At 43.0% G+C, this 13,402-nt stretch carries 12 protein-coding genes; 1 reads left to right on the top strand and 11 read right to left on the bottom strand.

The genetic code is table 11. The features are described 5' to 3' along the window. Positions 1-46: 46 nt before the first annotated feature. On the bottom strand, positions 47-2,650 hold the full coding sequence (clpB, locus tag IGI73_RS07325) for an ATP-dependent chaperone ClpB (protein WP_086295306.1): 2,604 nt from the start codon (positions 2,648-2,650) through the stop codon (positions 47-49). A gap of 309 nt (positions 2,651-2,959) precedes the next feature. Between clpB and IGI73_RS07320 the strand changes: the two genes are divergently transcribed. Further along, positions 2,960-4,486, top strand: a complete 1,527-nt coding sequence (locus tag IGI73_RS07320) for an ABC-F family ATP-binding cassette domain-containing protein (RefSeq protein ID WP_010748209.1) — start codon at positions 2,960-2,962, stop codon at positions 4,484-4,486. A gap of 39 nt (positions 4,487-4,525) precedes the next feature. Here IGI73_RS07320 and IGI73_RS07315 read toward each other — a convergent pair whose 3' ends face one another. From IGI73_RS07315 to nrdR, 10 genes are all read right to left on the bottom strand, one after another. Continuing rightward, a complete protein-coding gene (locus IGI73_RS07315; RefSeq protein WP_428206290.1) occupies positions 4,526-5,557 on the bottom strand; it encodes a lysylphosphatidylglycerol synthase transmembrane domain-containing protein in 1,032 nt (343 codons plus the stop codon). A gap of 27 nt (positions 5,558-5,584) precedes the next feature. After that, complete coding sequence (locus IGI73_RS07310) at positions 5,585-5,857, bottom strand: DUF1294 domain-containing protein (RefSeq protein ID WP_010748207.1); 273 nt, start codon at positions 5,855-5,857, stop codon at positions 5,585-5,587. A gap of 33 nt (positions 5,858-5,890) precedes the next feature. Then, positions 5,891-6,799: a diacylglycerol/lipid kinase family protein gene (locus IGI73_RS07305; protein ID WP_428206291.1), complete on the bottom strand. Its 909-nt coding sequence runs from the start codon at positions 6,797-6,799 to the stop codon at positions 5,891-5,893. 99 nt (positions 6,800-6,898) lie between these two features. Then, a complete protein-coding gene (gene pepT / locus IGI73_RS07300) occupies positions 6,899-8,131 on the bottom strand; it encodes a peptidase T (protein WP_005226010.1) in 1,233 nt (410 codons plus the stop codon). Positions 8,132-8,142: 11 nt separating this feature from the next. Further along, positions 8,143-9,261: a Nif3-like dinuclear metal center hexameric protein gene (locus tag IGI73_RS07295; RefSeq protein ID WP_280115273.1), complete on the bottom strand. Its 1,119-nt coding sequence runs from the start codon at positions 9,259-9,261 to the stop codon at positions 8,143-8,145. Then, positions 9,258-9,953, bottom strand: coding sequence for a tRNA (adenine(22)-N(1))-methyltransferase (locus IGI73_RS07290; protein WP_086295301.1), 696 nt, complete (start codon positions 9,951-9,953; stop codon positions 9,258-9,260). The genes IGI73_RS07295 and IGI73_RS07290 overlap by 4 nt, the downstream gene beginning before the upstream one ends. 95 nt (positions 9,954-10,048) lie before the next feature. Beyond that, a complete protein-coding gene (locus tag IGI73_RS07285) occupies positions 10,049-10,510 on the bottom strand; it encodes a hypothetical protein (protein ID WP_010748202.1) in 462 nt (153 codons plus the stop codon). A gap of 24 nt (positions 10,511-10,534) precedes the next feature. Then, positions 10,535-11,464 (bottom strand): primosomal protein DnaI, encoded by a 930-nt coding sequence (dnaI, locus tag IGI73_RS07280; protein WP_005226006.1) that lies wholly within the window; start codon positions 11,462-11,464, stop codon positions 10,535-10,537. Beyond that, positions 11,464-12,840 (bottom strand): replication initiation and membrane attachment family protein, encoded by a 1,377-nt coding sequence (locus IGI73_RS07275; RefSeq protein WP_428206292.1) that lies wholly within the window; start codon positions 12,838-12,840, stop codon positions 11,464-11,466. The genes dnaI and IGI73_RS07275 overlap by 1 nt, the downstream gene beginning before the upstream one ends. A 13-nt stretch (positions 12,841-12,853) precedes the next feature. Beyond that, positions 12,854-13,324 carry a transcriptional regulator NrdR gene (gene nrdR, locus IGI73_RS07270; RefSeq protein ID WP_005226004.1) on the bottom strand — a complete coding sequence of 157 codons (471 nt, stop codon included), beginning with the start codon at positions 13,322-13,324 and terminating at the stop codon, positions 12,854-12,856. Positions 13,325-13,402: the final 78 nt, after the last annotated feature.

Below are 13,402 nucleotides of genomic sequence, written 5' to 3'. Positions count from 1 at the left end.
GAAATGGCAACCATCGTTTTGCATTTATCCATTTGTTCTCTTTTTATTATTCGGTCATTGGCGTATTTTCAAAAACCAGCTGATCGTTCAATAGTTCGATCGTGACTTGGGTCTTTGGTAAGACTCTGCCAGCAACGATTTCTTTTGCCAATGGGGTTTCGACTTCTCTTGTGATAAACCGACGGAGAGGTCGCGCACCATACGCTGGCTCATAAGCATTTTCAGCAATCCAGCGTTTGGCTTCTTCAGTGATCGTCAACAGTATATCTTGGACTTCCAGTCGTTGTGAAAGCTGTGCGATGATCTTGTCGACGATGCCTGTCACATCGTTTAGACTAAGCGGTGTGAATAAAATCGTATCGTCGATCCGATTTAAGAATTCTGGTTTGAAATGTCCTCTCAAGAGATTACGGACAGTTTCTGCGACAGTTTCTGGGATCGTCCCTTCTGCAGTCACGCCATCTAGCAAGACTTGAGAGCCGATGTTGCTGGTCATGATCAAGACGGTATTTTTGAAATCAACGACGCGTCCTTTTGAGTCTGTCAAACGGCCATCATCAAGCACTTGCAATAAGATATTGAAGACATCTGGATGGGCTTTTTCGATCTCATCCAATAAGACGATCGTGTATGGATTGCGTCGAACGGCTTCGGTCAATTGTCCGCCTTCTTCAAATCCAACATAGCCTGGAGGGGCACCGACCAAACGAGACACCGAATGTTTTTCCATGTATTCGCTCATATCAATCCGAACCATATGCTCTTCAGAGTCAAAGAGGTTGACCGCTAACGCTTTCGCTAATTCGGTCTTACCGACGCCGGTCGGTCCTAAGAACAAGAAGGAACCTAATGGTCGATTTGGATCTTGCAGACCAGCTCGGGAACGAATGACTGCGTCACTGACGGCATCGACTGCCTCGTCTTGTCCAATCACTCGTTGATGCAAGGTCTCATTTAATTTCAACAGTTTTTCTCGTTCGCCCTCCACTAATTTCGCAACAGGGATTCCTGTCAAGCGGCCCACGACTAAGGCGATCTCATTTTCTGTCACTGACTCTTGAACCATCCGAATGCCTTCGTCTTGGTTTTTTTCTTCCAATTCAGCGAGTTCTTTTTCCAGTTGGGGAATCGTCCCATGACGAAGAACAGCTGCCCGTTCCAAATCATAGTTATTTTCAGCATCTTCCAACTCATGCTTGGCTTTATCGATCTCTGCCCGTTTATTTGAAACTGCATTGACTTCTTCTTTTTCCGTTTCCCACTGCATTTTCATGGTATTGACTTCTTCACGCAATTCCGCCAATTCTTCTTGTAAAATGCCTAAACGTTTTTTCGATGCATCATCAGATTCTTTTTTCAGTGCGGCTTCTTCGATCTCCAATTGCATCAAACGTCGAGTGACCTGATCGAGCTCGGTAGGCATCGAATTCATTTCCACCCGAATCGTGGCACTTGCTTCGTCGATCAAATCGATGGCTTTGTCTGGTAAAAAGCGGTCCGTGATATACCGATCAGATAAGGTTGCAGCAGCAACAAGCGCATTGTCATGGATGTTGACGCCATGATGGATCTCGAACCGTTCTTTCAAGCCACGTAAAATCGAAATCGTATCTTGAACGGTTGGTTCCTGTACCAGCACTTTTTGGAAACGACGTTCCAAGGCTTTGTCCTTTTCCATGTATTGACGGTATTCATCAAGGGTCGTTGCGCCAATCGTATGCAATTCTCCCCGCGCCAGCATTGGTTTTAGTAAGTTTCCAGCATCCATGCTGCCTTCCGTCTTACCAGCACCTACAATATTGTGGATCTCATCAATAAAGAGAATGATCCGTCCATCGGCTTTTTTCACTTCTTGTAAGACGGCTTTCAAACGCTCTTCAAATTCACCTCGGAACTTGGCACCTGCGATCAAGGCACCCATATCCAGAGAAAAGATCGTTTTGTCTTTTAGGTTTTCTGGGACGTCTTTTCGCACGATCCGTTGAGCCAATCCTTCAACAATGGCTGTTTTACCAACCCCCGGTTCACCAATCAAAACGGGATTGTTTTTTGTTTTCCGAGAAAGGATGCGAATCACGTCGCGAATTTCTTCGTCTCGTCCGATAATGGGGTCCATTTTTCCGCTGCGGACTTGTTGGACCAAGTCAACGCCGTATTTTTCTAATGCTTTGTATTGTTCTTCTTGATTTTGTGAGGTCACACGATCCCCTCCTCTTAATGTTTCGATCGTTTGCTTGATTTCTTTCGCGGTGATTCCTTGTTTCTTTAAATACACCGTCAATGGATGATTTTTCAATTTCATCAACGCATAAAGGACGATTTCTGTGGAAAGATACTCGTCTTGAAATTCATTTTTTAATTGATCTGCCTCAGACAAAAGATGAAACAGATTTTGACTCATGGATTGACCATAACGAACATTTCCTCCTTCAACCGAAGGCAGTTCATCTAGTAGCTGGTCGACTTCCTTTTCAAATGCATCGACATCAAGGCCTGTATCCGTATAAAAATTGCGGCCGAATTGATTGGCTTGCAATAAAATCTTCCATAAATGCGGAATATCGATTTCTTGGTGGTGACGCGTCATGGCAATCTGCTGTGCTTCCGCGATGGCACTCTGTAATGTAGTCGTCATTTTTTCTGGGTTCATACTTTTCCCTCCCAAAATGGTAGTCAGAAAAATTAGTACACTGCAAGCAGCATCCTTTTTTCTACTCTTCTATTATACAATATTGGTCAGTAATGGTCAAAAGATTTCCCTCGAAGATCAAGATTTTTTTCAGTATTCTTTCATGAAAATTGACAGATAGGAAGCCGCAATGGTATGCTAGGTCCTGATTGGTCAGGAACAATCGATTTTCCTGATCCTTTTGATCGCTCTTTGGCGATAGTTATTCAGTAAGATTATCTACTTAGCTGTAACGTCTACTGTTTACAGCTTTTTTATATGGAGGAAACGATGTTAACATTAACAAATATTAGCCAACAATTTGGCGACAAATTGCTTTACGAAGATGTTTCCGTTCAAATCAACCGTGGGGAAAAAGTCGGGTTGATTGGACGGAACGGCGCCGGCAAAAGTACTTTAATCAAAATCATTACAGGAGAAATTCTCCCAGACGATGGCTTTGTTCAATTTCCGAAAAATTTGAAAATGGGCTATTTGGATCAATATGTCAATGTTGATGAAACGCAATCGATCCGTGATTTTTTGCGCTCTGCCTTTGCAGAAGACTTCGAAAAAGAACAACAGATCGCAGATCTTTATACTGCTTATGGCGAAAGTCTTGACGATAAGCTTTTAGAAAAAGCCGGCGAATTGCAAAATCAATTGGATCAAGGAAATTTCTACCAAATGGATACATTGATCGATGATTTAGCAGAAGGATTAGGTATTTCGGTTCTCGGCATGGATACCCCCCTTGCTTCCTTAAGTGGTGGTCAACGCTCAAAATTGATCTTAGCAAAAATGCTGCTAGAAAAACCCGACATGCTGATTTTAGATGAACCGACCAACCACTTAGATGATGAGCATATCAAATGGCTGGTTGAGTTTTTACAGGACTTTACTGGTACCTACTTAGTCGTTTCTCATGATCGTCAATTCTTGAATGAAATCACGACCCATATCATTGATATCGAATTTGGCAAGCTTTCTAAGTATACGGGGAATTTAGACAAAGCATTAAAGCTAAAAACGCTGCAAAATGAAAGTTATATGAAGCAATACGAAGCACAACAAGAGCATATCAAGAAAACCGAAAGCTATATCCGTAAATACAAAGCTGGTTCTCGTTCAACAATGGCAAAGAGTCGTGAAAAACAATTGGCAAAAATCGAACGTTTGACCCCACCCCAAGATGTCCCTAAACCGCATCTAGGATTTGATTTGGCACCGATCGTTACGACCTTGGCATTAGAGACGACCAATCTAGTGATCGGTTATGACCAAAAGCCTTTACTATCGCCAATCAACCTAACGATCCGCTATGGCGAAAAAATTGCGATTCGGGGATTTAATGGGATCGGTAAATCGACGTTGATCAAAACAATACTTGGTGTGATCCCTGCAATTGAAGGAACCGTTTCTTACCCACAGCATACAAAGTTTAATTACTTTTCTCAAGATCTTGACTGGGAGTATCCATTACAGACGCCTCTGCAATACCTCGAGGATCTTTTCCCAAAGGCAACCAACAAAGAATTGCGACGACAACTTTCTCGTGCGGGATTACCTAGCCAGCTTGCTCAAGAGGAATTGAAATTATTAAGTGGTGGCGAGCAGACAAAAGTGAAGTTAGCTGAAATGATGCTGATCAAAAGCAACTTTTTGATTCTTGATGAACCGACCAACCATATCGATCAAGACACGAAAAACAATTTGGAAGAAACCCTGGCAGCTTTTCCCGGAACCGTTCTGATCGTTTCCCATGAAGCTGAATTCTATGAATCCTTTGTTGATCGGATCATTGATTTGAAAGACTAAAAAAAAACGCTTATCCTCTACTCGAAGATAAGCGTTTTTTTAACTTTCCACTTTTTCTTTTCTAAGCTCTGTCAGCTCTTGGCTAATGCCTTTGCGCTTTTCTTTCATTACATATGCAAAGCCAATAATGAATGGCCAAATGAATGTCGCTAAGCGATACAGCAGCATAGAAGATGCTGCATCGACTGTGCCGACTAATGGACCAAAAAGCAGCATATAAATAAATTCAAAGGAACCGATCCCTGCCGGTGTTGGAATCACCCCGGACAAGACGACGGCAAAGCTGATGAAGGATAACGTCAACAAGAAATCGATCTCTGGGTGCTGCACGACAAGAATCACATAAGGGATCACGTACCAAGGCAGCATCTTCAAAAGATTCCAAAGATAGATGCGTAAAAAAGCGGTCCGGTCGGTAATGATTGCATTGACCGTTTCTCGCAAAGAATAGATCTGGGTGTTGCATTTGTCAACGATTCCTCTTAATGTCGCACTTTTGAATAGCTTATTGCTGACGATCACAAAAAAGACTTGAATGTTGATACTGACAGAAAGTGCCAATAAAGCGGCAATGATCAAAAAGACGAGTACGATCCCCGCCAATATCACCCAAATCATATTCGGCGCATTGTCATAGAATAACGAGAATTGAATGATCAACCCAGCGATCGCATAAGTCAATATGGCAAACTTATACATCACCATGTGTAAGGTGGTGACCCCAACCCCTTGTGACAACTGCAAACCATTTTTACGATAAAAATTCACCTCTGAGATCAAGGTGCCCGCGCCAAACGTCACGATCCGATAAAACCCACTGTAACAGACGGTCAGAAACCCCGCCTTGGTGGTGAATTCCGGTTGAAAAGTCACTGCGATCTCTTTAACTGTTCGTCCTTCAATCACTAGGTACAATGTGCCAAGCCCCATAACCAGTGAGACGACGAGAAAGCTGGTCTCTCTTAGCCCCGCTAAAATTTCCATCATCGAGTTACGGACAAAAAAATACATCACACCCAGAATGCCTACTAGTAAAAGTAAATTAAGGGCGAACTTCACTTTAGTTTTCATATTAACTCCTTGCTTGTTAAACCGAATTTATGCAAAAAAGACCATCAGCAGGATAGCAAAAACGGTGCCGAAAGCAAAAAAGAAATAAAACTTCTTCTTTCTTGTTTTGTGGCGAAACACGCGTTGCGCGATCAAACCGCCTAATCCGCCGCCAATCGCCCCCATAAAAAGGAGATTTGCTTCGGGAACCCGCCAACCTTGTTTTACTGCCTGATATTTATCATAACCCATCAGACAGAAAAGATAAAGATTGACTGCAATTAAATAAAACCACAATGGATTGTAAATCAGTGCATCCATCCATTTCCTCCATATGATTGATCGTAGGGACCATTATTTTGATTCTTGTGCTTCCTCAGGTACCAACATCGTCAACCCGTGCTTGATGACTTTCATCTCGATTGGCAGATCATCCGTTGGATCGCCGTCGGTCCGAGTATGAACCGTTTTTTCTTTCGCTTTGATCGAGACCTTTGCGGCAGTGAAGTATTCAACACTTGGTACTTTGGCAATTCTACCCCGAATAATTCTTGGCAAATACAAAATAAACCGTAAAATGTTCAATTTTGGCAAAAGAATAACATGGAACAAGCCATCGTCAGGTTTTGCTTCTTCATCAAAGTTCTTAAACCCACCTGCTGAATTCGACATAACGATCGTCAGTAATTGACTTTTCCCCTGCCATTTCCGTTCGTCAGCAATGATTTCCAATTTGTATTGTTTCTTTTTGATCAACAGATGAATGAACCGTTTCATAAACGCCAACGGACCGTACTGTTGTTTTTCTTCTTGGGAAGTTGCTGCTGCAGTATCTGCCAAAAGACCAATGGTCATCGTCGAGATCATTACTTGATCATTGACCATCCCATAATCGATCGGACGTTCAACCCCTGTTAAAATATTCTCAAACGCTTCTTCTGGCTTGACTGGTATACCCAACATTCGAGCGAAGTTATTTACCGTTCCTCCAGGAATGATCCCGATCTTCAGCTCATCCAGCTTTTCTTTGAAGGTTTGCAGCCCATGATGGATCGTGCCATCTCCGCCGATGATCACAATCGTATCGACCGCATATTTCTTGGCTGCCTCTTTAACATCCTCAGGGTCAACATCGGGATTTGATGCGTGTAAAAACACTTGATGCTCATCGCCTTGTTCGTTCACATAGGCTTGGAATTTTTCTGCTGTTTCCTTTGCTTCACTTTTCCCCGCTGTATCGTTGTATAATACGAGAATTTTCATCCTATTCACATCCTAATAAAAGGCCGGGCCTTACGCAAGACCTGCGTGAAGAGTTCCCAGCCCTAAAGTTATTCTTTTCTTTCAATGAAGAAGCTGCTGCTATGCTTGCGCATTCAGTTCGGCGATTTTCACGATCACATCGGTCGCTTTCATCATTGATTGTAGTGAGACGAACTCATAACGTCCATGCATATTTTCTCCACCAGCAAAGATATTCGGGGTTGGAATCCCTAGATAGGAGATTTTCGAGCCATCCGTACCACCACGGACAGGTTCTGTCATCGGTGTGATTCCAACTGCTTTCATCGCATCTTTTGCTAAATCAATGATGCTCATATCTTTTTCGATGATTTCTTTCATGTTGTAGTATTGATCATATAGATGAACGTGCACTCGTGGTTCATCAAAGCGGGCATTCAAGCTTTCTTGAACCGCTAATAATTGTGCTTTTCTTTCTTCGAAACGACTCCGGTCATGATCTCGAATAATGTATGCCATTTTCGCTTCTTCTACTGAACCACTAAGGCTCATCAAATGGAAGAACCCTTCTGTCCCTTCGGTTTTCTCAGGAACTTCATCAGCAGGTAGCGCATTTTGAAAATCGACTGCTAGTTGCAAGGCGTTGATCATGGTGTCTTTAGCTGTTCCAGGGTGGACATTCTTTCCTTGAATCGTAATTTCAGCTTGCGCCGCATTGAAGGTTTCGTATTGCAATTCTCCTACTGGACCGCCATCCATTGTATAGGCAAAATCAACATTGAAATCTTCCACATCGAATTTATCGGCACCAACACCAATTTCTTCATCAGGGCCAAATGCGACTTTGATTTCCCCATGCTTGATCGTTGGGTTTTTCAGTAAAATTTCCATGGCTGTCATGATTTCTGCAATACCTGACTTATCATCAGAACCTAATAAAGTGGTACCATCGGTAGTGATCAAGGTTTCGCCAGCATAATTTTTTAAATTCGGAAAATCTTTTGTGTTTAATGTGTATTTTCCTTCTTTATCTAATTTAATGGTCGATTCGCCATCGTAATTTTCGATGATCTGCGGATCAACATTTTCTGCATTAAAATCGGCGGTATCCATATGGGCGATAAAACCGATGGAGCGCACGTCATGATCGACGTTACTTGGTAATGTTGCGATCACGAAACCATTGGATTCATTGTAATGAACATCGCTTAATCCTAATTCTTCAAGTTCTTTTTGCAGTTCTTTAGCAAACGCGACTTGTGTTTGGGTGGAAGGTGTTGTGGTGCTTGTCGCATCTGAGCGAGTTTCTGTTTTGACATATTTTAAAAAGCGAGGCAATAAATTTTCGTACATAAAAGATTCTCCTATCTATAGTCAAATGGATTTGTTGAAGTGGTGGAAGGAACAAAGGTCACAGCCCAGTTCTCTTCTGCTTTCCACTGATTGAATTTCTCAATAAACCGAGGAATACATTCCTTTTCGATGTTGTGCCCTGGATCGATCCCGATCAACCCATTGGCTTGCATGTCATGGGCGAAATGGTAACTGATATCGCCAGTGATGTACACATCCGCTTGATGGCGTAAGGCATCCGAATAAAACGATTGACCACTGCCGCCACAAATGGCGATTCGCTGAATTTTTTCAGGTGCATTAGGAAAACTGACAACCCGTAAAGCAGTCAAACCAAACCGCTCTTTGACACGTGCGACAAACTGATCAATGGAAAGAGGCTCAGCGAGGTTGCCAACCCGTCCGATTCCATAGGTCTTCGGCAAATTGTCTAAGGCATACAGATCATAAGCTGGCTCTTCGTAAGGATGAGCAGCGATCATTGCCGAAAGGACCTTTTTCTCGATCGTTTCTGGAAAAATGACTTCGATTTTCGCTTCTTGCACCTGTTCTTCTTTTCCGATCTCACCGATGGCAGGATGCGCCGCTTGCTGTGGTGTAAAGCGACCGGTGCCAATCAATGAATAGCTGGTGTTTTGGTAATTGCCTTGCTGACCAGCACCAGCTTTTCCTAATGCCTTTCGCAATGCTGGTGCCGATTCAACAGGTGTAAATACAGCTAGTTTCTTCATTTTTACTTGATGGGTTTGCTTCAAGTACGTATCTGGTTCAACTTCTAGCAGTTCACAAAACCAATCGTTCAAACCGTCTTCAATAATATCCATATTGGTGTGGGCGGCGTAAACGGCGATATCATGCTTGACGAGATCCATCAACATCTTTTGTTGCGGATCATCGGTCAGCAAGCGGTTCAAAGGGCGAAAGATCGGTGGATGTTTCGCGATGATCAAGTCGATCTTTTTCTCGATGGCTTCGGTGACCACTTCTGGACGTACATCAAGGGTCATCATGACTCGCTCGAGGGGTTTGTTTAATGTACCAACATGCAGACCAACAGGATCGCCTTCTTCTGCCAACCATAACGGGCAGTATGCTTCAAAGCGTTTGATAAATTCTTGACCAGAAATCATGCCAGAACCTCCTTGATCCATTCGATTTGTTCTTTCAATTCATTCATTTTCTCAGCAGGTGGTTCTTTGGCTTTCTCTAACTCTTTGACCACTCGTTGACGCTGCTTCAATTCATGCTGCCATTTTTTATAAAAAACTGGATTTTTTTCTTTTAATAAAAAGGGACCAAAAAATAATTGCTGGGTCGTGTACGTCGCTTTTCCAGTTTCCGCAACGATGATTTCATAATTTTTGTCATTTTCTTCTAACAGCACTTCATGAGTGATCGTAAAATTGTGATCAACGAGCCATTCCCGCAAGGTCCTTTCGCCAACATTCGGTTGTAAGACCAAACGCTTGACCCCCGCTAGGCGATTTTTTCTGCTGCCTTCTTCTAAAATAGAGCGAATCAAAGTTCCCCCCATTCCAGCAACAACAACCGTGTCGATCTTATCTGCTGGCTGAATAGCGTCCAATCCGTCTGCTAAGCGCACCACGATCTTCTCTGTTAGCCCGTTTTTACGTACTTGTTTACTGGCAGAATCATAAGGTCCTTGAACGACTTCTCCAGCTACAGCATAAGTGATTTTGTTCTGCAGCATCAATGCCACAGGTAAATAAGCATGGTCGGAGCCGATGTCGGCGATACGTGCTTGGTCGGGAATTTGTTCGCCCACGCAAGCCAAACGATCCGATAATGCATGTTCGTTCATATTGTCACTCCTTCTTTCGTAGTATAACACGCTTTCCATAAATAGAAAAAAATGTGCGTCTTGACTGTGGTGCCATTGCCAAGGCGCACATTGCATTAATCGTTCACTAATTCAACCTTTTGAATCGAGTTACCGGGAATTTGCGGTGGGATCGACATCGTCATGATCGGGACGCCTTGCAGCGACACTTGGACTTTGTCTCCTTCAACTAACTCCTCGATCTCTCCTGAATAGGCCTCGATAGGGACATGGAGAATGACCCCATCATTTTGAAAACTTTGGACGACTTGATCCTCATCTTCAACTGCCGCTACGTCTTTCAAAAATAATTGAAAGGTATCATCTGAACCTGCTCGGGCATCTTCTTGGATAATACCAGTAAAAACCGTCGCTGTTTCGCTCTCTGAAGAACTATTGGCAACGGAACTAGCATTCTCACTTGATTCAGAAGGCGTGTTATCGCCACTTGATGCATTGTTGTTTTCGGGACTGCCACAAGCCGTTAACAGCAGCACTGCTGCTAAGGACAAGCCTAGAATCACTTGTTTTTTCATCATCTTCTTCCTCCAGTAATGGTTTTTTTAGGCATCATTTCGTCGATTTTTGCCCGTCATTTGGATCTCTTGTGTCAAGTAACGAATACGTTCCATAATACGTTTGGCTTTCAATGGTTCGGATTCGCCGCGTTGCGTTACTGAAAGATGCTGCTCCAACTCATGCATAGTAAAATTCGAGGTAAAGAACGTCGGGAGTTGCTCTTGCATTCGGTATTGTAGAATCACACCGAAGACTTCGTCACGAATCCAACTGCTCATCGCATCCGCACCGATATCGTCCATCATTAAGATTGGGGCTTTTTTCACTGCATTCAGCTTATCCCCCACCTGATCTTTGCCGATTGCTTGTTTCATCTCTACTGCAAATGTCGGGAAGTGAACCAATGTCGTCGTGTAGCCTGCCTCCGCTAAATCTCTGGCGATCGCGCCAAGCAGATAGGTTTTTCCGATCCCAAAACTCCCCACAAAGTAAAGTCCTTTATGAAACTCCTGTGGATTGGCTGTCAACTCACTAATAAAATCAACGGCAGCTGCGATGGCCTCCATTCGGCCAGGCGTTTGCTGATAATCTGCAAAACTTGCTTCTTGTATATCTTTAGGCATATCCATCGCTTTGATGCGGCTGCGGATCTCTTCTTGTTTCTGATATGCCAGTAGTTCTTTCGTTGGTACATAGGTGACGTCAATAAAATGAAAATTTAACGCTAAGCGCGGCTCATAGCCCGGTGCGATCATGGATGGATCATTGATGCGGAATTTCCGCTTTTCTTGGACGAACTCATACAGTTTCGCATAGCTTTTTTGAATATCTGCTTCGGTCAATACCTCTTCATTCTCAGCAATAAACGCTTTGACATCAGGATCTTGTAAAACCTCTGCCATCATTGCTGAAAACTGATCACGGTAATTGCGTTTATCCAATAATTTTCCTAAGTTTTTCCCTACATCTTCCATTACTTGTCACCAGCTTTCTTATGCAAGTAGTTTTGCAGTTTTTTATCTAATTCTGCTTGTCGCTCTGGCGTTAATGCTGTCTCTTCCACTGGTTTTTCAGCCCAAGAAGGCAGCTTTTCTTCGCGAATGATTTTTTTGCCGCTGGTTTGTGGTCGGCTGCGTTTTTCCTTGGCACTTCGAACAAGGCTCCGAACATGTTTGATGGCATCTTCTGCCGTGCCAATTTTTAATTCTGACCACTGGGCGGCGATATTGTTCACATAATTCCCTGACAAAGCGGCATTGTTTTGGACCACCAAGACATAATGAACCAGAACATTGATCACACTATTTGGCAATGGTGACCGTTCGACAAGGCTCTTGATCAGCCATTGTTCTGAATCCGTCATGAAACTGTTCTTCTCCGCTTTGATCGCCTTGAGAAAAGCGATCGGTGCATTGTTCTCACTTTCTTGAATCAATAAGACATCATTTTCTGAAAAACCATTCTGTTTTAAGGTATTGAAGCGGCGCAACTGACCTTCCGCTTGGGGATCTTCTCTTTTTGATGTTTTCGTGAATGTTTGTCGTGATTTCTTCATGATGGCTTGTTCCAGCTTCTTCTGGTCGACCTCGCCTGTTGTCAAAGAAACATTGTCCGCCATCAAATCCAACAATTCCAACACATCATAGCCATATAAAGAATGGTATAGAACTAACTTTTGTCGAAAACTTGGCGTGAAATTAGCCGCACGGATATACCGACGCTGCGCTTCATATAAAAGAAAGTCCCAATCCAACTGCTTTTCGTCAAGCACCAAGTTCGCTTTGGTTTCTTGAAAAGAATCACTGACTGCCTGTAACGTTTCTTCATGTGAAGCAAAACGTGCGGTATTTAACCCATAGGCGGCTGAGAAGGATTGAGTCACTTCCTGATAATCGGTTAAAGAACACTGCTTTGGTTGATACAGCTTGACCAGCTGATTAAATTTACGCTCTCCGACTCTTTCCAACAAAAGATAGGCATACAATTCATCTTGAAAAAACGCTGCTGGATGGACCGGTTCTTGCAACCAATACAGATACGAGCTCCCGTTTTGTGCATCTGCTTTCTCATAAGACTTTAGCAAGCCGATGCCCTCTAAGTTTTGCTTGGCTTTTATGAAGCGAGGCATTCCCGCATTCATGGCATTCAAGATATCTAGATGCACGGTCGTCATCGACTCCTCGCCAGAAAAGCCTTGGGCTTGGACATCGCTTGCGAGTGTCAAATACAACGCTAAAGCATCACTTTCAATAATTGGTTGATACAAATAAATGAGGGCGTCTTTTCCTTCCGTTGTAAGTGGACGGCTTTTGAACACTTTGTACGATTGATTCGGTAAACTATTGCCCACTTGTTGTCCCCCTCTATTCTTGTGGTTCTTTCGCTTTTTCGACGATGTCTTGTAGTTCTTTTAAGAAAACTGACATGTCTTTAAACTGGCGATAGACACTGGCAAAACGGATATAAGCGATCTCGTCTAAATCAACTAAATCTTCCATCACATACTCACCAATCTGTGTTGTAGAAATTTCATTTTCACCAAGAGCACGAACACGACTTTCCACATGATCGACGATCGTTTCCATTTGATCCATTGTCACTGGTCGTTTTTCAGCAGAACGAATCAAACCCCGTAGGATTTTTTCGCGATTGAATTCTTCACGGGCACCATTCTTCTTAATGACAAGTAGGGGTGCCTCTTCGATACGTTCAAATGTTGTAAAGCGATAGCCGCAATTTTCGCATTCACGACGGCGGCGAATCACACGTCCATCATCGGCTTGTCGACTATCAACTACCCTAGAATTGTTATGATGACATTTTGGACATTGCATAGTTCCACCTCATTTTCTCTCTTATGCGCTTACGTATTTACGTAAAGTCATCGGTTTCTATGATTAATTATAACATGA

The sequence above is a fragment of the Enterococcus sp. DIV0755f genome, assembly GCF_051713725.1.
GTDB lineage: Bacteria > Bacillota > Bacilli > Lactobacillales > Enterococcaceae > Enterococcus_D > Enterococcus_D casseliflavus.
This window is presented reverse-complemented; position numbering and strand designations above follow the sequence as displayed.